This is a genomic window from Vibrio sp. Vb2880, from assembly GCF_033337975.1.
Classification (GTDB): domain Bacteria; phylum Pseudomonadota; class Gammaproteobacteria; order Enterobacterales; family Vibrionaceae; genus Vibrio; species Vibrio alginolyticus.
On sequence record NZ_JAWORT010000006.1, the window covers coordinates 88,583 to 108,954 of the forward strand.

Annotated in this window: 20 protein-coding genes; 11 read left to right on the top strand and 9 right to left on the bottom strand. The window is 41.4% G+C overall.

What is annotated here, in order from left to right; translation table 11 throughout:
- The first annotated feature begins 181 nt into the window (after positions 1 to 181).
- Genes R7M92_RS08780 through R7M92_RS08820 form a run of 9 tightly spaced genes read left to right on the top strand, consistent with a single transcriptional unit; the run spans position 182 to position 7,496 of the window.
- Positions 182 to 1,267: a DegT/DnrJ/EryC1/StrS family aminotransferase gene (locus R7M92_RS08780; RefSeq protein WP_199266749.1), complete on the top strand. Its 1,086-nt coding sequence runs from the start codon at positions 182 to 184 to the stop codon at positions 1,265 to 1,267.
- Positions 1,268 to 1,294: 27 nt separating this feature from the next.
- Positions 1,295 to 2,830, top strand: coding sequence for an amino acid adenylation domain-containing protein (locus R7M92_RS08785; protein WP_318133152.1), 1,536 nt, complete (start codon positions 1,295 to 1,297; stop codon positions 2,828 to 2,830).
- Between the two features lie 4 nt (positions 2,831 to 2,834).
- Positions 2,835 to 3,062: a phosphopantetheine-binding protein gene (locus R7M92_RS08790; RefSeq protein WP_031827230.1), complete on the top strand. Its 228-nt coding sequence runs from the start codon at positions 2,835 to 2,837 to the stop codon at positions 3,060 to 3,062.
- A 3-nt stretch (positions 3,063 to 3,065) separates the two neighbouring features.
- On the top strand, positions 3,066 to 4,133 hold the full coding sequence (locus R7M92_RS08795) for a ketoacyl-ACP synthase III (protein ID WP_318133154.1): 1,068 nt from the start codon (positions 3,066 to 3,068) through the stop codon (positions 4,131 to 4,133).
- Positions 4,134 to 4,349, top strand: coding sequence for a phosphopantetheine-binding protein (locus R7M92_RS08800; RefSeq protein WP_021453150.1), 216 nt, complete (start codon positions 4,134 to 4,136; stop codon positions 4,347 to 4,349).
- Between the two features lie 5 nt (positions 4,350 to 4,354).
- Complete coding sequence (locus R7M92_RS08805; RefSeq protein ID WP_033905964.1) at positions 4,355 to 5,095, top strand: SDR family NAD(P)-dependent oxidoreductase; 741 nt, start codon at positions 4,355 to 4,357, stop codon at positions 5,093 to 5,095.
- A complete protein-coding gene (locus R7M92_RS08810) occupies positions 5,088 to 5,963 on the top strand; it encodes a formyltransferase family protein (RefSeq protein ID WP_198556783.1) in 876 nt (291 codons plus the stop codon). Before R7M92_RS08805 ends, R7M92_RS08810 begins: the two co-directional genes overlap by 8 nt.
- A 3-nt stretch (positions 5,964 to 5,966) precedes the next feature.
- On the top strand, positions 5,967 to 6,596 hold the full coding sequence (locus R7M92_RS08815) for a NeuD/PglB/VioB family sugar acetyltransferase (protein WP_033905966.1): 630 nt from the start codon (positions 5,967 to 5,969) through the stop codon (positions 6,594 to 6,596).
- 39 nt (positions 6,597 to 6,635) lie between these two features.
- Positions 6,636 to 7,496, top strand: coding sequence for a glycosyltransferase family 2 protein (locus tag R7M92_RS08820; RefSeq protein WP_318133156.1), 861 nt, complete (start codon positions 6,636 to 6,638; stop codon positions 7,494 to 7,496).
- 28 nt (positions 7,497 to 7,524) lie between these two features.
- Here R7M92_RS08820 and waaA read toward each other — a convergent pair whose 3' ends face one another.
- The 9 genes from waaA to R7M92_RS08865 form a co-directional block, all read right to left on the bottom strand.
- Entirely contained in the window at positions 7,525 to 8,793 is a 1,269-nt protein-coding gene (waaA, locus tag R7M92_RS08825) for a lipid IV(A) 3-deoxy-D-manno-octulosonic acid transferase (RefSeq protein WP_318133158.1), read from the bottom strand.
- Positions 8,787 to 9,842, bottom strand: coding sequence for a lipopolysaccharide heptosyltransferase II (gene waaF / locus R7M92_RS08830; RefSeq protein WP_318133160.1), 1,056 nt, complete (start codon positions 9,840 to 9,842; stop codon positions 8,787 to 8,789). Before waaF ends, waaA begins: the two co-directional genes overlap by 7 nt.
- A complete protein-coding gene (locus R7M92_RS08835) occupies positions 9,839 to 10,561 on the bottom strand; it encodes a glycosyltransferase family 25 protein (RefSeq protein WP_318133162.1) in 723 nt (240 codons plus the stop codon). The genes waaF and R7M92_RS08835 overlap by 4 nt, the downstream gene beginning before the upstream one ends.
- Positions 10,558 to 11,544 carry a lauroyl-Kdo(2)-lipid IV(A) myristoyltransferase gene (gene lpxM / locus R7M92_RS08840; protein WP_054576851.1) on the bottom strand — a complete coding sequence of 329 codons (987 nt, stop codon included), beginning with the start codon at positions 11,542 to 11,544 and terminating at the stop codon, positions 10,558 to 10,560. The genes R7M92_RS08835 and lpxM overlap by 4 nt, the downstream gene beginning before the upstream one ends.
- 126 nt (positions 11,545 to 11,670) lie before the next feature.
- Positions 11,671 to 12,612, bottom strand: coding sequence for an ADP-glyceromanno-heptose 6-epimerase (gene rfaD, locus R7M92_RS08845; protein WP_017634969.1), 942 nt, complete (start codon positions 12,610 to 12,612; stop codon positions 11,671 to 11,673).
- Between the two features lie 140 nt (positions 12,613 to 12,752).
- Positions 12,753 to 14,945 (bottom strand): YjbH domain-containing protein, encoded by a 2,193-nt coding sequence (locus tag R7M92_RS08850; RefSeq protein ID WP_318133164.1) that lies wholly within the window; start codon positions 14,943 to 14,945, stop codon positions 12,753 to 12,755.
- Positions 14,942 to 15,700, bottom strand: coding sequence for a capsule biosynthesis GfcC family protein (locus tag R7M92_RS08855; RefSeq protein ID WP_064368921.1), 759 nt, complete (start codon positions 15,698 to 15,700; stop codon positions 14,942 to 14,944). Before R7M92_RS08855 ends, R7M92_RS08850 begins: the two co-directional genes overlap by 4 nt.
- A complete protein-coding gene (locus tag R7M92_RS08860; protein WP_064368922.1) occupies positions 15,697 to 16,377 on the bottom strand; it encodes a YjbF family lipoprotein in 681 nt (226 codons plus the stop codon). Before R7M92_RS08860 ends, R7M92_RS08855 begins: the two co-directional genes overlap by 4 nt.
- A 69-nt stretch (positions 16,378 to 16,446) precedes the next feature.
- Positions 16,447 to 16,665 carry a hypothetical protein gene (locus tag R7M92_RS08865; protein WP_005379468.1) on the bottom strand — a complete coding sequence of 73 codons (219 nt, stop codon included), beginning with the start codon at positions 16,663 to 16,665 and terminating at the stop codon, positions 16,447 to 16,449.
- A gap of 404 nt (positions 16,666 to 17,069) precedes the next feature.
- Between R7M92_RS08865 and R7M92_RS08870 the strand changes: the two genes are divergently transcribed.
- Both R7M92_RS08870 and R7M92_RS08875 read left to right on the top strand, forming a co-directional pair.
- Positions 17,070 to 17,588, top strand: a complete 519-nt coding sequence (locus R7M92_RS08870; RefSeq protein WP_017820722.1) for an outer membrane beta-barrel protein — start codon at positions 17,070 to 17,072, stop codon at positions 17,586 to 17,588.
- A 64-nt stretch (positions 17,589 to 17,652) separates the two neighbouring features.
- Complete coding sequence (locus R7M92_RS08875; protein ID WP_318133167.1) at positions 17,653 to 20,355, top strand: SLBB domain-containing protein; 2,703 nt, start codon at positions 17,653 to 17,655, stop codon at positions 20,353 to 20,355.
- The last annotated feature ends 17 nt before the right edge of the window (positions 20,356 to 20,372 follow it).

The following is a 20,372-nucleotide window of genomic DNA, read 5'->3' on the forward strand; positions in this document are numbered from 1 at the left end:
AATATTAAAGGCCCTAAATTTGCCTGTTTAACCAGAGATTGCATGGCGCAATGAGTGGTTAATAAAAGAACAGATTCTTGCTATTGAACAATCGATGCAAAAACATGCTTATGGATGTTACCTTTCCTAGTTAGCCACCGAACAAAAATAGCACTACACGTTAGTTGCAATGAGATATTAAATGATGAGCAATGAAATTGTTCCTGTAACAAAACCATATTTACCTTCAAAAGATAAATACAAACAATATGTCGATCGTATATATGAGAGCGGTTGGTTGACCAATCGTGGTCCTCTCGTTGAGGATTTAGAATCTCGACTAGCTGAGTATCTTGGCGTTAAACACGTTATATTGGTTGCAAATGGCTCATTGGCACTTCAAGTTGCTTATAAAGCACTAAATCTATCAGGAGAGGTGATCACAACACCTTTCTCTTTTGCTGCGACCGCAAGTACGCTTAGCTGGGAAAACTTAACCCCTGTTTTTTGTGATATTGAAAGTGATACCTTCAATATTAACCCTGAGCTAATTGAAGGTCTTATTACAGAAAAAACGTCTGCAATAGTACCGGTGCACGTGTTTGGTAATCCATGTAAAGTCAAGGAGATCCAAGCGATAGCAAACAAGCACGGTTTAAAAGTTATCTACGATGCTGCCCATGCTTTTGGGGTGGGGCTAAATAAAGAAAGTATATTAACGCACGGTGATATCAGCACATTAAGTTTCCACGCTACGAAGCTATTCCACACGATAGAGGGTGGCGCTGTGGTTACACAAAATGATGGATTTGCAGCGAAAGTACGTTTGATGATTAACTTTGGAATAACAGGGCCAGATTCAATAGAAGGCGTTGGAACCAATGCTAAGATGAATGAATTTGAAGCTGCTATGGGTCATTGTGTGCTAGATGATATAGAACGTGTTATGTCTAAGCGAAGAGGCTTATTGCAACGTTATCAAACTAGTCTTTCCGATGTTTTTCAAATGCAACATTGGTCGGATAGCTCAAAACCTAATGGTGCGTACGTACCAATCGTGTTTGACTCGGAGCAGTCATTACTTAGAGCTAAGGCTAACTTGGAAGCGAATAACATTTTTCCAAGAAGGTACTTTTATCCAAGTTTAGATCTTGTTGATAGTTATGGTCATGAAGGAACTCCATGTGAAGTTAGTCGCTCGATTAGTAAAAGGATCTTATGCTTGCCTATATATTTTGATTTGTGTGAATCAATGATAAACAAGATAAAACAAATACTTAAAAAATAATGAATGGTTGCAAAAAGAGAGTCTAAGATGAGAAACAGCATTCTGCAATATCTACAAGCATCGTCAATGAAACACCCAGAAAATATTTGTGTTTCGGATTCGAGCCACTCTTTGACTTATGCAGAAAGTACGGCAAAGTCATATGCTATCTCATTGCAACTAAGACAGCTAGGCAGTTTAAACAAGCCGATAGTTGTGTTTGCGAAAAAATCTGTCAATGCACTCTCCATGATCTTTTCTGCGACAATGGCTGGAGGTGTTTACTGTCCGGTAGACATTAACTCACCTAAAGAACGACTATTAAAGATCTTATCTAACCTTCAAGATTGTCTTGTTCTTTATGATGAAACTTCACGAAATTTATTAAGTTCATTAGAATTAGATAGTCCAATTTCAACTATTAATATCGATGAAATACCAGCATCTAAGCTACCTATGCAAGATATTTGGGCTGATATCGAAAAGTTTAATCAAACTGTTATTGATAAAGATCCATGCTATATAATTTTTACTTCAGGCTCTACAGGCACACCAAAAGGTGTCACTATTTGCCATTCTAGTGTTATTGATTATATTGATTGGGCTAATTCAGCCTATGAAGTGAGCAAGGCTGATATTATTGGTAGTCAAGCACCACTATTCTTTGATAACTCGACTTTAGACATCTATTTGGCGTTGTCTAATGCGGCAGAATTACATGTTATTCCTGAAAGCGTGTTTATTTTTCCTCAGAAAACACTTGAATACCTGAAAGAAAAAGCAATAACAACGATCTTCTGGGTTCCTTCATTGCTTGTAAATATTGCGAACCTTAAGTTACTTGATCAGTTTCAATTGCCATGCTTGAAGAATGTATTGTTTGCTGGGGAAGTAATGCCAGCGAAGACGATTAAGTACTGGTTAGATAAGCATCCTAATGCTCATTACTCTAACTTGTACGGACCAACAGAAATTACCGTTGATTGCACCTACTATGATGTGCCGTCAGACTGGGATGGGGATAGCTTACCTATAGGGATCCCTTGCCATAACTCAGGAATTCTAATCCTAGATGAAAACGACCAACGTAATGATGAAGGTGAATTGTGCGTTCGAGGCTCTAGCTTAGCACTTGGGTATTGGGCTAACTCAGAAAAAACAGAAGAGGTATTTTGTCAAAACCCACTTCAAGATAAATACATTGATATGATCTATCGTACCGGAGACTTGGTTAGACTTGTTGATGGTTTAATTTATTATATTGGTAGAAAAGACTTCCAGATTAAGCACAATGGCTATCGTATAGAACTTGGTGAAATTGAGTCTCAGATCATGGAGCTAGATGCTGTCGAACAGTGTGTTGTTGGTTATTTATCAGAAGATAAAGTGCTTTATTCTTTTGTTCAATGCAGTAGTTCGATGAGTGAAATTGAGCTTAAAGTTGCACTGACGAAACGTTTACCAAAGTACATGATTCCAAGCAAGATTGGCTTTGTACAAGAAATGCTTTTTACGCCAAATGGTAAGTTAAATAGAAAAGCTTTTTCAGAGAAAGCACTACAAGAATTTGTAAAGGTTAAATAGTAGTATGTGTGAAAAAATTATAGCAATCCTAACCACAATGAAACCAGAACATGAGTTTGCTAAAGATACTGAACTTTTTGAATCAGGTCTGTTGGACTCTTTTGACTTGTTAGTCCTAGTAAGTGAGATCGAAGCTCAGCTAGCTATTTCAATTCCTGGTGAAGGTTTGGTTCCTGAGAATTTTGTTTCGCCGCATGTTATTGGTGAGTATCTTAAAACGATTCAAGGTTAATTTATGAAAAGTGATATTGGCAATATCTCGCTGAAAGGGATAGTCGCAGCCGTTCCAAAGCATATTTCTTACTTTGATGATGAGATAAAAAACTACTCACACACAGAGCAGAGTTCTAAAAAGCTGAAGAAGCTAATGGGATACAATCAACATCATGTTGTTTCAAAAGAAACGGCGCTCACTGATATGATTTTTCCTTTGCTTGATGACCTGTCAACCACTCTTGGGTGCGACTATCAGGATGTGGATGGAATTTTGGTGGTAACTCAAACTCCTGATTACCCAATTCCGTCAACGGCTTCGATAGTACATGGCGCTTTTGACTTTAAAACCGATTGTTATTGCATGGACATCAACGATGGTTGCAATGGCTATATTCGAGGTTTGTTTGAAGCTTCGAGCCTAGTTCGTAATAGTGATGCGCAAAAAGTGTTGCTAATTGCTGGTGATGTTTTAAGCCGTAAGGTTTCTTTAAAAGATCGTAACTCATACCCTCTTATTGGGGATGCAGTTACTATCACTTTAATAGAAAGAAGAGCGGAAAATGTGAAGGCCCCTCTTGAGATCAAACATGATGGTAAAGGAGCAAAAGCTTTAATGATCCCATCGGGTGGTATGGTAAACCCTTGTACCTCTGATACTGCAGCTCTTGCTGAGGACGAAGAAGGAAATTGGCGTTGTTCTGAGCATTTGGTCATGCAAGGTAGAGATGTTTTTACGTTTACTCAAACAACGGTAATCAATTTTATTAAAGAGTTTATTGAAACGAACACAAAACCAGAAGAGATTGACTACTTTTTCTTTCATCAAGCAAATAAGTTTATCTTGGATCGTTTCCGTTCAGCACTGAAGGTAACGGAAGAGCAGTTACCTTCAGAGGTAGTGACTATTTATGGTAACTCTTCGTCTGCAACTGTCCCAATGTCGATTTTATCATCTTGGATGAAGAATTCGGGCTTTGAGGGTAAAAAAGCACTATTATCAGGCTTTGGTGTAGGTCTGAGTTGGGGGGCGACCTTGATTGATGTCAATGAACTTACACTATGTAAACTAATTAAGTTGGATGTATAAATGACTGTTTTTTTGGAAGAACTAGCTGAGATCCTAGAGTTGGAAGTAGAAGAGCTAACTCCTGATTTTGAATATCAAGAAACGGAAGAGTGGGACTCTTTAGCCCAATTATCTCTTATCACTTTATTCGCAGATGAATATCAAGTAGAAATTGGACACGGTGATTTAATCGAACGAAAAACTGTGGGTCAATTGCTCGAGCTACTTCCTCAGTAATTTCGATGAAAAGAAAAGTTCTTATCACAGGAGCGACTTCAGACATTGGCTTGAGTATTGCTCACAAACATGTTCAAAAGGGAAACTTTGTGATCCTTCTTGGACGTAATGAAGAGAGCCTTAAAACCGCTGAGGAATCTTTAGGAAAAGATTCCTCAGCCGCTTATGTTTGGGATTTGAAGTCTCCTTCATCATTAAAACCGCTGCTGAAAAAGATCGTTACTGAGCAAGGTAAAGTTACAGATCTTATCTGTGCTGCGGGCTACCATAAAATCTTGCCGTTGAAGTTAGTATCGGATGAAGAGCTTCTTTTGACTATGCAAACGAACGTGAATAGTCACTTGATCCTTTGCCAGCTTTTTTCGAACGCTTTATATTCAGATAAGTCTCAGGATAGAAGTATTACACTGATTTCTAGCATTGCCCATTTCGTTGGTGAGCCAGGATTAGTTGCTTATTCTGCAGCAAAAGGGGCTTTGATTTCTGCAAGTAAATCAATGGCTAGAGAATTAGCTCCGCGTAAAATCAGAGTAAATACCGTTTCGCCTGGATGGGTTGAGACCAAGCACACAAAAGATGTAGCGGTTGATTTGGGCGAAGCAGCACTTGAAAAGTTACATAACCTATATCCTTTAGGTTTAGGCAAACCTGAAGATGTTGCAGAGGCCTGTTATTTTTTGAGTAGCAGAGCGTCTCGCTGGGTGACTGGTTTAGATCTTGTGATTGATGGAGGGCGCAGTGTCTAAATTAAAGTTTGAAACCGTAATCGTGATCGGTTTTGGTAAGATAGCTCAAGACGTTGCTTCCAAGCTTCTTCAATATGATGTGACGCTGAAATTGTTACAGACAGAGATGCAACCTTTTTCTACTCTTGAGTCATTTGCTCAAAAACACGACGTCGCATATCAATTTAAGCATACGAAAGAAGATATCGAGTCTTCGTTACTCAGGTGGCTGTCTGGTAATACATTAATCATCAGTGCGAATAATAACTACCTTTTTAAAGGGAAGTTACTGACTTTAAAGAATGTAACTATTATCAATTTTCATAATGCACTTTTACCAAATTTACGAGGAAGAAACGCACCTAGTTGGGCTATTTTTCATCAATTAGAAAAAACCGGTGTCACTTGGCATTATGTTGATGAAGGTGTAGACACTGGTGAGGCTATTGCTTTTTCCGACGTATTAGTTGATAAGCATGACAAAGCATATCAGGTCGCTCATAAATGTATGCATGCCGGATTAGAAGCCTTTTCAAACGTAATTGATGAATTGTTGCAAACAGGCAGTACTCCTTGCTTGACTAAACAGCCATTGAGATACGACTATCTGTACCTGTCCAAAGATATTCCCGGAAATGGCTGGCTAGATATAAAACAATCAACGCTTGAGAACTATCGCATATTGAGAGCATTAGATTATGGACCATTTAAAGTTTTTCCTAAGGCTCTAATTGATAATGATGGTGATAGATACTCTGTACGTGCTTATCAGTTTATTGATGAACCAAGCGATAAATCTGTAAATAGTAGCGAAAATAGCATCGTGATAAATGATGAGTTTGGCTTGTTAAAAATACACGTTGAAAAAACCGAGATTGAGCAGGGGTAAATAATGTCTAATCCAATTATTATATTTGGAGCTAGTGGTCTAGCTGCGGAAGTGTACAGCTGGATACAAGATGTAAATGATATTCGTGAACGTTTCTTGTGTTTTTGTGTGACTGACGAATATTTTGTATCAGGAACAACATTTTATGGCCACGAAGTAAAATCAATCTCCATGCTAGATGATCTTGAACAGTTTGATTTTATTTTGGCATTTGGAGGGGAAGGTTATGCTCGCGCTAGTATTGCCGAAATGCTAAAAGATAAAGGCGGTAATGCTATCTCATTTATTCACCCTAGTGTTGTGTTGAGCCCATTCTCTTTAATAGGTGAAGGTGTAATTATTAACCCAAACTGCAGCATCTCTCCTGGTGCAGCTATTGGTGACTTTTCGCTCATCAACTGTAATTGTGCTATTGGACATGATGTCAAAATTGGTCGCTATACCTCTTTACTAGGAAGCAATACCATCAATGGTCATGTAGAAATTGGTGAGAGAGTATTGATTGGCTCCGGAGCAACTATCCACCCTAAAGTTAAAGTAGCAGATGATGCGACAGTTGGCATGGGAGCTGTCGTATTTACCAAAGTGAGGTCAAATACCACCGTTCTAGGTAATCCTGCTAAAAAGATATAACTCTTCTTAATTAAATAAAATAGAAGACAGAGGAATAAAATGTCCACCAAAGTCTCGGTTATTTGTACTTGCTATAATCACGAAAAATATATTGAGCAGACACTTTTATCTATACTTAATCAGACAGTAGACTTTGAATACGAGTTGCTTATACATGATGATTGTTCTCCTGACAATAGTCGAAAAATTATCGATAGAGTTTTTAATGAGTATTCTGGGAAATGCCAAATAAAGAGAATTTATCCAGAGGAGAATATATACTCTAAAGGGTCATCAGCTGTACTTTTTAACATGTTGCCTCATGTTGATGGGGAGTTCATCGCTTTTTGTGAAGGTGATGACTATTGGGTTGATGACAACAAGCTTCAAAAACAGCTTGAAGCTTTGGCAAACCATAAGGATATTAATGCTTGTTTTCATCCTTCTTTGACTTTGCTAAAAGACCAGTTGGTTGACAAGAAATACGGATACCAAGGCGATTTAGAAAAGAAAATACCTTATCAGTATGTCATTAAGAAGGGCGGAGACACTATGCCTATGGCATCGATGTTTATTAGAAAAGAGCCGTTTTTTGACCTAATTTATCAACATGAAGACTTTTTCAAGCTTTATGGCGAGCACTCTGTGTTGCAGATTATCAATAGTATCGAGCAAGGCGCCTGGTACCTCCCTGAAAAAATGTCGGTTTATCGTAGCATGCATGAGGGCTCTTGGAGTCTCCAGCAAGCAAAAGACCCAACGGCAGAAGACCGAGAGTTTGAGCAATATAAAATCCGTATTCTTGGTTTGAACAAGATCTATCGCTATAAGTATTGGATATGCTTTTTAGGTATATATCTGAAAAAATCGAAAAAACATTACCTAAACAAAATAAAGCGTTGGTTTAAAACTAAAGCTTAAAATAAAGCCGAGTTAATACTCGGCTTTTTTAGATAGAAGAGGTGGCTGTGGTGGTACGTTGTAAGGAGCCTGAGTTTGCTAACATAAAATGAGCAAGCTCTGACGTGATGCGCTCATGAGCTGCGACGTCTTTAATTAGAGCCACGATAGCTCTTGCCAGTTCATCCTCATTTTTCACAATTTTGATGAGGTTGTTCTGCTTCATTTCATGTACGATTTCTTTGAAGTTAAAGAAGCTTGGACCATTGATAATAGGGACGCCCAAAGCAGCAGGCTCCAATACATTGTGCCCACCAACCTTATCTCCAATTAGGCTTCCACCCATAAAGCAGATGTCCGCTGCGCCCATCAACGTTAGCATCTCACCCATAGTATCGCCGAGATATACTTGAGTATCCGTCTCTACTGCATGCGTTGAAGTACGACGCACAGTGTTAAAGCCTTGCTGTTGGCAAAGCGTGAATACATCATCAAATCGTTCTGGATGGCGAGGAACCAAAACGAGTAAAGCATTTGGATGAGATTTTAAAACTTGTCTATGTGCATCTAATACCTGTTCGTCCTCGCCTTTGTGGGTGCTAGCTGCAATCCAAATCGGACGATCGTTTCCAAGTTGGGCTCGAAGCTGCTGTCCTTGCTGTTTCACTTGCTCTGATATTTGAATATCGAACTTAATCGAGCCAGTAACGGATAGTTTCTTTTTCTCAACGCCTAAGCGTTCGAAGCGCTCTGCATCTGAATCCGTTTGGCAGAGTACTTGAGTTAGGCATGGATGAAGCTGGTTAAAAAGCCGCTGTATTTTGGCGTAGTTCTGACACGATTTTTCAGATAGGCGCGCATTCACGACTTTTATAGGGATACCCGCTTTGTAAACATTGTGAAGCGTGTTTGGCCACAGCTCAGTCTCAATGATCAACATTTGTTTTGGTTGTACTGCTTTAAGAAAACCTTTGATAGCAAAACCAAAGTCAATTGGCATATAGCGGTGTTCAATTAAATCACCCAACTTAGCAATCTGTTCAGCTCCGGTACTTGTTGTTGTAGTAACTAGAATAGATTGTTCGGGGTTTTGTTCCTTAAGGGCTTTGATTAAAGGTGTTGCTGCTATGCTTTCACCAACAGATACGGCATGTATCCAAATAGGTTTGTCGTTGCTTTTTAACTTGGGGGTTATGCCAAAGTGCTCTTTCCAGCGAGAGCCGAACTTAGGCTTATTTGGTTTGCTCTTGTACAAACCAAATAAAAGCAGCGGTGACGCTAGGGCGAGTAGTAAGGTATAAATAATGCGAACTAACATGAGCTTATCGTAATGGCGTCAAGTTTTTGGATACTATCTAGCACTTGCTTAGGCGAAAGTTCTGTCAAGCACTTAAGGTGTTTGTACTGACATTCACGCTGGAAACAAGGGCGACAATCAATATCGGTATGAACAATCTCCACTTTTTCTGCGAGTGGGGGGGTGTACTTCGGTGAAGTTGAGCCATACACTGCAACAACATTACAACCAACCGCAGCTGCCACATGCATTAAGCCTGAGTCATTCGCGACAACAGTCTTACATGCAGCAAGTAGGTCGACCGCTTCAATTAAGCTGGTTTGGCCTGCCAGAACATGAATGTGCTCATGGAATTGCGTCGGAACAAGTGCGCGAATATTGTTACAAGTATCTAAGTCCTTTTGAGAACCAAACAACCAGATTTGATGCCCAGAACGAGCCATTTGTGTCGCAACTTCAGCGTAGTGTGTTTCGGGCCATTTTTTGGCAGGACCAAACTCTGCTCCTGGGCACAGTCCGATAATTGGTTGGTCTTGGGCTAAGTTGAACTTTTTGATCGTGGCTTGTTGCTCTGCCGCGTTGATTGCAAGGCGTGGGCGAGGCAAGGTTTCAAGCCCGCCGAGAGAGTTAGAATCCACCATTTCTGCTTTTGGATAAGCTAACGCTACATAGCGCTCTACCATGTACTGAAAAGACTTCATGTTAGGGCGTAAGTCGTTCAATAAACCATAGCGCATTTCTCCCTTCCAGCCAGTACGAAGGGGAATGTTGGCAAACCATGGGATCAGTGCTGATTTCGCTGATTTAGGCAAGATATAGGCGTGGTCATATTGCTTTTCACGTAATGATTTGCCAATTTCCCTGCGGCCTAATAAGTTAAACTCACCATGACCGATAGGCATTTCAATCGCTTGATGGATTTCTGGCATACGCTCAAGAATCGGTTTACACCATCCTGGAGCGATAACGTCAATTTGGCTATCTGGATGGCGTTGCTTTAATACGATATATAACGATTGCGACATTACCATATCGCCGACCCATGCAGGGCCAATGACTAAAATCTTCATGCTTTGTTTTTCCAGTATAGGAATTTCAAAATTGACTCATAAGTTCTAAAAAGTTCAGCGTATATTTTATTCGCAAGAGTCATTTTGGATTTATCTTTTCTTTTACCACCAATCGTCGAAGCAATCTCTGCTCTAGTAAAGAGATCTGGAGACACGCTGTAAACTTGAACACCATGTCTCCATGGTTTTTCCATGTAGTCATCGACTGGTTCAATAAACTTTTGAGCATGCATAACAAACTTTGAGGCTGCTTTAGGTGTGACGATATAAGCGGTGGTACCACAAGTGCCTGCTGAGTATCCCCCTAGCATATGATTATCCTCAATAGGTACGATTGGGGTGAATACACGCTTCTGAGTGGCAGACAACTTGATGTAGTCATAATTAGAAGTCAATGGAAGGGTATGTTCGAGTACTTGCTTCAGCCCTTCTACGGGGTCGACGTTGTCTTCTAAGATGACGATCGGTTCATCAAGCTCAACACAGCGAACCCACAACTCGTAATGGCTTGCAAAACAGGCGACTTCACTGGTTTTTAATTGATACCCTTTGCGGCGTAGAGTAATGGTAGGACGACTTTTTTCTGAATGAAGAAAACGGTCAACAGAGCCATCTACTGCATCAAAAAATTCAAACGTAATGCCTTGTTGTTTTAACTTTTCTTCAATACGTTCTCGGCGATCTAGTGATCGAGCCAAGCTTACGACAAATACTTTCACTGCACTTTCCAGTCGCTGTTATATCTTGGTTTAAACAAATTGTAATAGTTATTGCCGTCTTCTTGAGAGTGCAGCAACTGTAGTACCCACATATATTGTTCGGGTTTATCACCGACAAAATATTCAATGGCTTCATTACAGGTACGAGCGTCTTGCTCTTCGCCTTTATCCAGCTCAAACGCTGGTAAAATCTCAATATCAAACGTACCATCTTCAGTGTTCATCGACGCAAATAGAGGCAGTACTTTTGAGCGTGATAGTTTCGCAATTTTGCCTAAACCAGGTAGCGTTGCTTTACGTGTTGCAAAAAAATCCACAAACACACTATGCTCTGGGCCGTGATCTTGATCAGGTAGATAATACCCTACATAGCCATCTCGAATGGATTTCAGAAAAGGCTTAATGCCACCTGAGCGTTCATAAACACGACCACCGTATTGGACCCTTTGCTTGTGCATCAGCCAGTCAGCAACATCATTCTTTTGTTTCTTCGCCATTGCAGAAACTGGCATTCCCATTGAAGCGAGCAAGATAGCAGGCACATCAATTGCCCAAGAGTGGGGAACCATTAAAATTACATTTTCGTTGCTATCAATGTGCTGTCGTAAAATGTCTAGGCCGCGAATTTGGCAACGTTTCTGAAGCCATTTTGGTGAGCGTAAACTTAGTAACCCGAAGCGAAAAAAGAACATGGCCGCTGTGTAGAGTGTTTTTTCTATCAAAGCTTCACGTTCTTGGAACGATTTTTCCGGAAAACACAGCTCAAAGTTAACCCTCGCTCGGTGAGCAGGGCCTTTGTGGGATTTAGATAGTTTTTTGGCTATGGTTTTCGCCAACCACTTTTGTAAATCCAGTGGCATTAATGATAAAGGTAAAAATAAGAGAACACCTAACCACGTGCCCCAGTACTTAGGCGACAGAAAGTGGCGCTTAAACTCAGGGTTATATGCTTTAGGGTCGAAGTCATCACGTTTTATGGTCATGGCGTGTCTAGTTACCTACTCGTGTACGGGCGAAGTGGTTTAAATGAGAAAAAGATAGTTAGGAATGATACAGGCTATTGCACTTGAGTAAAGGTGGCAGGTTATGGTTCTACCACCTTGTGGTGCTTAACTGTTTTGGATAGTTAAGTATTCGGCAACGCCTTCTGCAACTGTCTTGAATTCAACATCACAACCTGCGGTGCGCAGTTTGGTCAGATCCGCTTGTGTGAACTCTTGGTAAGCGCCTTTTAGGTGCTCAGGGAATGGGATGGTTTCAATTTGGCCTTTGCCATGATGCTTGATAACTGCTTTTGCTACCTCTTCAAAAGATTCAGCACGGCCAGTACCACAGTTAAAAATGCCTGATACGCCGTTTTCTAAGAACCACAGGTTTACTTTACATACATCACCAACGTAAACGAAGTCGCGTTTGAATGATTCGCTGCCCGCAAACAATTTAGGATTTTCACCTGCGTTAAGTTGGTTGTTTAGGTGGAACGCAACTGATGCCATGCTACCTTTATGGTCTTCACGTGGGCCATATACGTTGAAGTAGCGAAAGCCGGTGATTTGAGAAAGGGTCTCACCATGTTCTTCAGCGTCTTGCCATAGGCGACGAACGTAGTTATCAAACTGCTGTTTCGAGTAACCGTATACATTCAGTGCACCTTCGTATTCGCGCTCTTCAACGAAAGTATCTGTATCGCCGTAAGTGGCTGCTGAAGAAGCGTATAGGAATGGAATCTCGCGATCTAAACAGTAATGAAGCAGCTCTTTAGAGTACTCGTAGTTGTTTAGCATCATGTACTTACCATCCCACTCAGTCGTTGCAGAGCAAGCACCTTCGTGGAAAATTGCCTCAATCGGACCAAAATCATCGCCCGCCATAATTTGGGTCAGAAAGTCGTCACGATCCATGTAATCTGTGATGTCCAGATCAACTAAGTTCTTAAACTTTTTGCCATTTTTTAGGTTGTCGACAACCAGGATATCGTTAATACCAGCTTCGTTTAGTGCTTTAACAATGTTGCTGCCGATCATGCCAGCGCCACCAGTTACGATGATCATAGAACTTCCACCATAGATTAAAATTTTCTCAGGAATTCTAGCAAGAAACGAAAAGTAGCGCTATTGGAAGCAGGAAGATAGGTTTGAGTCTTCTATGACTCTATATAAAAAAGGGAGCCGCAGCTCCCTTGATTACTTTATTATTCCACATCCGAACGGTTAGGCCTTTGATACCAAGGATTTCGCTCATCGGTCAACTCAATCAAGCTGTATTTACGTCCGAGTTTCTGTCCTCCGTCACGAGTAAGAGGCTGCCAACTAAAGTTCGCACGATTGTTGCTTGGCTTAACGGTCATGATGTCAAATGGAATCGACAAGTAGAAACCTTTGGTAAAGCTACCTTCACCAAATTCATCCGCAGACAAGTCTGTAAATGACGCAAAGGCACCAGCAATTACGCCACTCTTGAACTGCTTAGAAACGTTGATTTGTGTACCAACATCACCAGCTAGGAACTGACCAACATCGACTTGGATCATCAAATCTTGTAGGAATTCCCATTGAGGGTAGTAGTAACCAGATACAAAACCAGTGAAGCCCTTATCAATAACTTGGAACGGACGTCCATATTCTGGCACGTTTTGCCATTTCTCATCGTAAACACCGAAGTAACTTTGTGGATCACGTTGAGAAATTACGTTGACGTCAGCGCCAATCGCCCAGTTAGCTCCTTGTGGACGGTAAAGAAACTCGGTACCGACTCCAGCAAACATGCTCTCCAGATAACCCGCGTAGAATTGTTGATCCATGGTATCGGAATACTCTTGGAACCAAGTCAACTGTAGGTTTGACATGGTCACAGCGTGTTCATTTTGGTAAGCACGGAACATGGTGCGAACCCGAGGAACGGTAGTACCATCGGGTGGAGTGACATAATTAAACTTATCGTAGTTGTTATACCAATCCCAGTATAACGAACCGCCAATTTCAAGGTTGTCCGTCAGCCAGTATGAGGCATTCCCGCTTAGCCCTACACTAAAGAGATAGAAATCTTCAGCGTTACCTAGAGTTTGAACAAGCTTCGGTGCAAAGCCCCAATCAAAACGCTTAAAACCATCATAGACAGATTCTCCATTTGGCTTATTGCTAGCCTTTGCGGTTGCATCTTCTATTTTGGGGTTGATGTAATTAACTTGGGCAAAGTCGCGGTACTTTTCTTTGGAAATAATCGTTTGTTCGCCGACCAAGCCTCGGCTACGTTCATTGATCGCATAGGTATCAATGTCTTCAGGCATTTCATTATGAAGTACAGCCGCTGCTTTTTCGTGTGCCTCTGTACGGTCACGATATTTCTTCTGTTCACCAACGACAGTTACGGTGTTGTCATCAACATAAATGCGCGTGTTTTGGTAACCCGCAATTTTGTCTAAATCTTCTGTTACACGTTCCCAGTCAACATCAGACAGTTCTTCTGGCTGATTGCTTTCTACTTCTGGTGTTGGTGTGTCTCGCCAGAATGATGGCATGTCATTGAAATTAGTGTTTAGCGTTAAGCCCGCGACCAACGTGTCTCCACGTTCATAACTTAAACGAAAATCGGCCATTCCGATACGGTAGAGCACACCAAAGTTCCATGGCGTGTGGGGAGACATATCTACACCGGCCTGAACTACAGGGTAGTCTGTGCTGTAATCGTTACCGTCGTATTCAAGCTTGAAGCGAAGAGGCTTATGAAGAGTCTGATATTCAATACCACCAAAAAGGGCAGCAGGGCCTTTAAAGGCTCTATCGAAGTTAGTTGTTCCTCCTGTAGATAGAAATTCGGAAGGTCTATCACAGAATTTGTCTGATGCTTTACAAAAAGGATTTGTGACCGTATCTCTAGTTCCTAGGTAGCCCCAGCCCATACCCAAAGTAAAATCAAAAGTACCTAATTTCGAATTAGAATATCGTTTTGTCGCTGCAATAAACTCAGCATCAAAAAGGCCGGTACCAGCAAAGTCTCTCACTCCTAGGGCAATTTCTGGCATGTATTCAGATTCTTCCCATAATCTAAATTTAAAATCTATCCCTTTGTCTGTGTATTCATTATCAACATCGGGGAAGGATGATGAGTAAGGCAGGTCCTTAACTTGAGTGTAACGGATGGTTGTTTCTAACCAAGGCATGAGTTGCAGAGTTACATTGTAAAAAAGGTACTCATCACTACCTGTTACCGAAAAGTTGAATTCCCCTTCAGGAGCCATACGTCCGGTTGGCATCTGCATTAAGCCAACACCACCAAAGTCAGATTGAGAAGGTTGTAAAGAGGGAGCCTCAAAGGGCATGTCTTGAGCCCAAACCAATGCTGGGCCCATTAAAGAAAGGGTTAAGCTTTTTCTAATTGGCATCATTGTGGTCTCTTTGTGGAATTTGGTATCAATTGAGTGAGTAGACGGACAATATCTTGGTCCATTTCGGAGTATTCAAGATCACCAAACGGAATATATACCAATGTCAGAGGTGGTAAGTAATATTGTGTCGTTAACCAAGCTCCGTGATGCGGCTTAACTACGTGACCATCTGGGTAGATCAACACTGGATGTGTTGATAACGCACCAATGTTATTTTTCAAATTCTCTATTTGTCTTTGCAAAGGGATGCCTGCTTGCGCCTTAACGGAATACACGCTACTTAGGTTTCCTAAGTAATACACTTTTTCTTCGCGTAGAGGGCTAGCGAGCAGGTAATCGCCGCTCAACAGTGGGTTGTCGATTTTATCTAGTCGAATTTTATCAACATCGATCGCAGACAGTAAGCGTGGTGCAAAGCTTTGCTTCTGAATGAACTTGTAGAATGGATGTGCGACCAAATTGTGTTGAATCATTTGATTGAGCACCGAGTTCTTTAAAGCGGTAGAGGTTTTCTCGGCGTGTTCCGATTTATCAAACAAAGTGGTACCAAGAGAATATTGCAGAGAGACGCTTTGCTCCCTAGCAAGTGCTAACACACTTTCTAAACGAGCCGTCCCTTGAAATTGTAGCCGTTTGCCTGCTTCTAGCAATTCAACATTTAATGGTTGCATAGCAGAGGTTTCTGTTTGAGCGAAGCTAGGCATGCTCAAAAGCGGCATGACCAAACCGAATAATGTGAGTAGTTGCTTGCTCATGATTTGCTATATCCCTTCAAAATAGTTAACTCAACCGGAATCATATTTGGCCCTAGGTGTTGTAAGGTTTTAACGACCTGACCCTGTTCATTGACCCAATAGTAGTTTTCGACCGATTGAGAAAGACTTCTAAACTCAACAGCTTCTTTATATACGTTGGTCATAGTGCTAGAAATAGGTGTTGTTAACGTTTCTTGGCCTGAGTAAGAACGCGTTATGTTTGCAGGAAAGCCATAACGGTATTGTGTTGCCCAATCGTATGAGAGTGCGTAGTTGACAGAGGTTGAGTCTAAAGAAAAATCTGGAACGTCACCGTAAACACCCGCTAAGTCGCCACTCTGTAGTCCAATCGTTTTGACGATGTGCCCATTTTCTGTAACGATCATGGCTTTATCGGCGCTTACCCATTTCAATTGTGTTTTTCCATTTTGCGGATTTCGTTCCGCGAAAGCTAAAACGACAAACACCTGCTTCTGATTTCCAAGTTTCAAATAGGCACTGGCATATGGAATAGCATTGATTTCTTCTGGTGTCATCTCTACATCAATGTAGTTACCGTAGGCTTCTTGGACGGTTGCTGAAACATCATTGAATTTCTGTGTGCAGCCAAAGAGTACAAGGAGTAGTGGAAGAATGAGGAGTTGGCGTATCCATTTAGGTATTCGGAAGATATTCATTATTCCCTCTTACAAATAAAATCGCCCTGACTTAATCAGGGCGATTGGCTTCTGTTCTACAAAACGAAATTAGTTAGAAGTAGAAGTAGAAGTAGATGTTGAAGTAGATGTTGAGTCGCTATCTGACGCTGCAACTGCTACTACAGTTACCGCTGCTGCTGCGCCTACACCTACAGCTGTAGTGCCAGTTGCTGACGCAGAAGCTGCGCCTGTTGAGCCTGCTTCTTCTGCTGCAAATGCAGTTGTTGCGCTTAGAGCCATAAGAATAGCTAGAGCTGTATTCTTCATTATTAATCCTTGTGTATCCGGTATAAAACATCGATGTTTGGTAGCATAAAAAATGCTCCAAATTATATTCTAGATAAAAAAGCCTTAGCATGTAAATAGTTTCTTATTTTGCCATGGCTTTCGATCTCATTTCTAACACCAGCGTGACATTGTGCGGTTATCTTGCTCCCTTGCTTGCTGATAAACTATCAAGAGTGCATAATTTGTCGGCCTATTTCCTTCAGCACTAGAGGTTTGATGTCAATAGGTCGTTTTTACTTAGACCATATAGAAAGCGATACAGTGGCTTACGCTCCATGCCTCAGGGCGGTAGCGTGCCAGCTCTTCAGTATTTAATGATCTGCATAGCAAAATTTAACTTTGCCTTGTCAGTCAATATTATTACCAGTACTAGGAACTTTTACGTGATAAGAAAGCAGCATTGTTTGGGAATACTTGGTGCACTGGGCTTGAGCCTGAGTTCTTTTTCAGCGTCAGCCGATTTTTACGCAGGCGCTCTAGTGAGCTACTCAAATGCAGAACTGAAAAGCTCATCTTCTGAGTCCGTGAAAGAGGGAAGCCCCTTTCTTCTTAGTGCTCAAGCAGGATACTTCTTTAATGACTACATTGGTTTAGAAGGTCGTTACGGGACATCAGTTCAACGTGACAGTGGTCTTGCCGTTGATAGCGCTTTGAGCGGCTTTGTTAAGTTGAATATGCCGGTTTCAGAGCGAGTTGCACTTTACGGTTTAGCTGGGTATTCAAGCGTTCAGCTTGATCTACAAAATGTAGGTTCTCACAAAGAACAAGGATTTAGTTTTGGGTTAGGTATGCACTACGCTTTAAATAACCAAAGCGCGGTGATATTTGAGTTCGTTGATAACGTCTCTGAAGACCAAGTTCGCCTTAACTCGATTACACTGGGTTTTCAGCACCGATTCTAATTTAAATACCTAGAGCTCAAACTTGGGGCTAGGGTCTTTTATTCAATTATTATAGTGACATACCATGTTTAAAGGATATTTCTCTATTGCCGCTTTTATATTGGCAAGTACGTTTGCGTCTTATTCAATGGCACAAACACCCACTCCAGAACAAATGAAAATGTTTCAAAATCTACCCGCCGACCAACAAAAGGCCTTGGCGAGTAAGTATGGTTTCTCCATTCCTTCTAGTTCATCTTCAAACAAGTCTTCTTACGAAAATCCTCAAGTAATCCAACCTAGAACTGAAGCTAGTGGCGCTGCATCTTCCAATATCGAAGAACAATGGCTCAAAAAAGGTGAGCAGGAAGAGATTAAACGCTTTGGTTTAGATCTTTTTGCTGGTTCTCCAAGCACCTTTGCTCCGATCAGTGATGTACCTGTACCAGCCAATTATACCGTGGGAGCAGGCGATGAAATCATTGTACAGTTGTTTGGGAAGGAGAATGAAACACATCGCTTACGTGTAAATCGTGCAGGTACAATCAACTTTCCTTCTCTTGGGCCGGTAAATGTTGCAGGTATGCACTTTTCCGATGTTAGAGACTCTCTAACACAACGTGTAAAAGAACAAATGATAGGTGTTCGTAGTGATATCTCATTAGGTGAACTACGTACTATGCAAGTGTTTGTCATGGGAGATGCTTATAAGCCGGGAGCCTACACGGTTAGCGCATTAACGACAATATCACAAGCCATCTATTACAGTGGTGGTTTTGGTGAAAGTGGAGCGCTGAGAGATATCCAGTTAAAGCGTGATGGTAAAATCATTCGTAAGTTGGATATGTATGATCTGTTACTAAAAGGTGATGCAAGTAATGATGTGCGCTTACTTCCGGATGATGTTGTTTTAATCGGTTCTGTTAACGATACAGTGTCTATAGAAGGCGAAATCAACCGCCCTGCAATTTATGAAGTCAAGGCAGGTGAAACTTACCAGCAACTTATTCAGATGGCTGGTGGTTTTACTGCGAATGCCCATGTCGAGCAATTGGAGATAAAACGCTACGCTTCACATGGCGCTCGTGAGGCTCTGACGCTTGATTTCAATAAAACGCAAGATCGACAGAGTAAAGTTAAAAATGGCGATACCATCAAGATCTTGAAAAAAAGCGAAGAGCTTACTCGTTACGTACAGATAGAGGGGGATGTTCGTCATCCTGGCTATGTGGAATGGCGCAATGGCCTTCGTGTTGCCGATCTTTTCAAATCTGTTGACTCAGCTTTTAACTCAACAGCTGATGTTAACTATGCCGTTGTGGTAAGAGAGATTAATCCGCAACGTGATATTGAAGTGTTCCAACTAAGCTTAGCCAACGCGATTCTATCACCAGGTAGCCAAGACAACCTCCAGTTACAATCACGGGATCGTATATTGGTTTTCAACCGCTTTAATAACGAAGACTTGGATACATTGGCAACACAAGAGGCTGTTTCAAAAGCAAAAACATTGGAGCAAGCGCAAGAGCAAGCTGAGCTCGAACAACAGAAAGAGCAAGAAGTGATGAGCTCTTCTGTTGCCGTTTCGCATTCAGCAAACGGTACGCTGAACAACCAGAGCACCACAGAGCAGGCGAAACCAGCTAAAATCATTTTCCGTGGTAAAGAGATTACAGAGGAAGACTTTGAAAAGCTGAAGCAAAATACTCGTCGCACTTTACTTGCCCCTGTGTTGTTACAACTTCAGCAACAGTCTCGTTTGGGGCTAGCCCCTCAAATTGCTGAAGTCTTTGGTGAAGTGAAGCACCCAGGACGCTACCCGATTACTCCAAGAATGACGGTATCAACGCTTATTGAAGCAGCTGGTGGTTTGACTTACAACGCATTCACAATTAATGCAGAATTAGCACGAACCGCGATTAATAGTGCGGATGAGCGTGCGTATATTGATGTTGAGCGTATTGATTTGCGTAAAGCAATCCAAGGCAGTGCTTCGGACGATGCAATTATCGTAGGCCGAGATCGTTTGAACATCCTAGAAAAGCCAAATGTGAAGCTACAAAGCACAGTCACTTTACAGGGTGAAGTTCGTTTCCCTGGAACCTATACCGTGCGCCAAGGTGAAACCTTAAGTGAGCTATTGGATCGAGCGGGTGGTCTCACAGAGTTCGCTCACCCCCAAGGAGCGATATTTACGCGTGAAGCATTGCGTTTACAAGAGCAGAAGCTTTTAAACCAATACGCCGCAGATATGCGAAAAGAAACAGCGAAGAAGACGTTCCGAGCCGATAGTAATATAGGTTCTGTAATTTCAGACCCAGAAAAAACACTAGCATTTGTTGAGGAAGCAAGTCGCAGCAAAGCACTTGGCCGTATGGTGGTACAGTTAAATCGCATCTTAAAGGGTGAGCGTTCAGCTGATTTTATGCTAGAAGATGGAGACTTCCTCTTTGTCCCAACCTTCCGCAATACTGTATCGATTATGGGTGAAGTTCAGGTTCCAATTACCTACTTGTTAGACAACAAACTTGATGTTGATGATTACTTGAACAAAGCGGGTGGAGCTAAGAAACAAGCGGACGAAGACCGTATTTTTGTAGTGCGTGCAGATGGTTCTGTTTACAAGCCTTCATCAGGTTATTGGTTCGGAAACAATAAAGAAGGGTTAAAAGCTGGCGATACTATTGTTGTGCCAATTGACACCGATTACCGTGATGCATTAAGTACTTGGACTGCTGCGACGCAAATACTGTATCAAACAGGGGTCGCGATTAATGCCATTAAGTAAATGTTAATAAGAAGCAC

What these genes read in the sequence shown, in the direction of transcription:
- R7M92_RS08780 (WP_199266749.1), top strand. Translation starts at nt 182, where the DNA reads ATGATGAGCAATGAAATTGTTCCTGTAACAAAACCATATTTACCTTCA.
- R7M92_RS08785 (WP_318133152.1), top strand. Translation starts at nt 1,295, where the DNA reads ATGAGAAACAGCATTCTGCAATATCTACAAGCATCGTCAATGAAACAC.
- R7M92_RS08790 (WP_031827230.1), top strand. Translation starts at nt 2,835, where the DNA reads ATGTGTGAAAAAATTATAGCAATCCTAACCACAATGAAACCAGAACAT.
- R7M92_RS08795 (WP_318133154.1), top strand. Translation starts at nt 3,066, where the DNA reads ATGAAAAGTGATATTGGCAATATCTCGCTGAAAGGGATAGTCGCAGCC.
- R7M92_RS08800 (WP_021453150.1), top strand. Translation starts at nt 4,134, where the DNA reads ATGACTGTTTTTTTGGAAGAACTAGCTGAGATCCTAGAGTTGGAAGTA.
- R7M92_RS08805 (WP_033905964.1), top strand. Translation starts at nt 4,355, where the DNA reads ATGAAAAGAAAAGTTCTTATCACAGGAGCGACTTCAGACATTGGCTTG.
- R7M92_RS08815 (WP_033905966.1), top strand. Translation starts at nt 5,967, where the DNA reads ATGTCTAATCCAATTATTATATTTGGAGCTAGTGGTCTAGCTGCGGAA.
- R7M92_RS08820 (WP_318133156.1), top strand. Translation starts at nt 6,636, where the DNA reads ATGTCCACCAAAGTCTCGGTTATTTGTACTTGCTATAATCACGAAAAA.
- waaA (WP_318133158.1), bottom strand. Translation starts at nt 8,793, where the DNA reads ATGTTAGTTCGCATTATTTATACCTTACTACTCGCCCTAGCGTCACCG.
- waaF (WP_318133160.1), bottom strand. Translation starts at nt 9,842, where the DNA reads ATGAAGATTTTAGTCATTGGCCCTGCATGGGTCGGCGATATGGTAATG.
- lpxM (WP_054576851.1), bottom strand. Translation starts at nt 11,544, where the DNA reads ATGACCATAAAACGTGATGACTTCGACCCTAAAGCATATAACCCTGAG.
- rfaD (WP_017634969.1), bottom strand. Translation starts at nt 12,612, where the DNA reads ATGATCATCGTAACTGGTGGCGCTGGCATGATCGGCAGCAACATTGTT.
- R7M92_RS08850 (WP_318133164.1), bottom strand. Translation starts at nt 14,945, where the DNA reads ATGATGCCAATTAGAAAAAGCTTAACCCTTTCTTTAATGGGCCCAGCA.
- R7M92_RS08855 (WP_064368921.1), bottom strand. Translation starts at nt 15,700, where the DNA reads ATGAGCAAGCAACTACTCACATTATTCGGTTTGGTCATGCCGCTTTTG.
- R7M92_RS08860 (WP_064368922.1), bottom strand. Translation starts at nt 16,377, where the DNA reads ATGAATATCTTCCGAATACCTAAATGGATACGCCAACTCCTCATTCTT.
- R7M92_RS08865 (WP_005379468.1), bottom strand. Translation starts at nt 16,665, where the DNA reads ATGAAGAATACAGCTCTAGCTATTCTTATGGCTCTAAGCGCAACAACT.
- R7M92_RS08875 (WP_318133167.1), top strand. Translation starts at nt 17,653, where the DNA reads ATGTTTAAAGGATATTTCTCTATTGCCGCTTTTATATTGGCAAGTACG.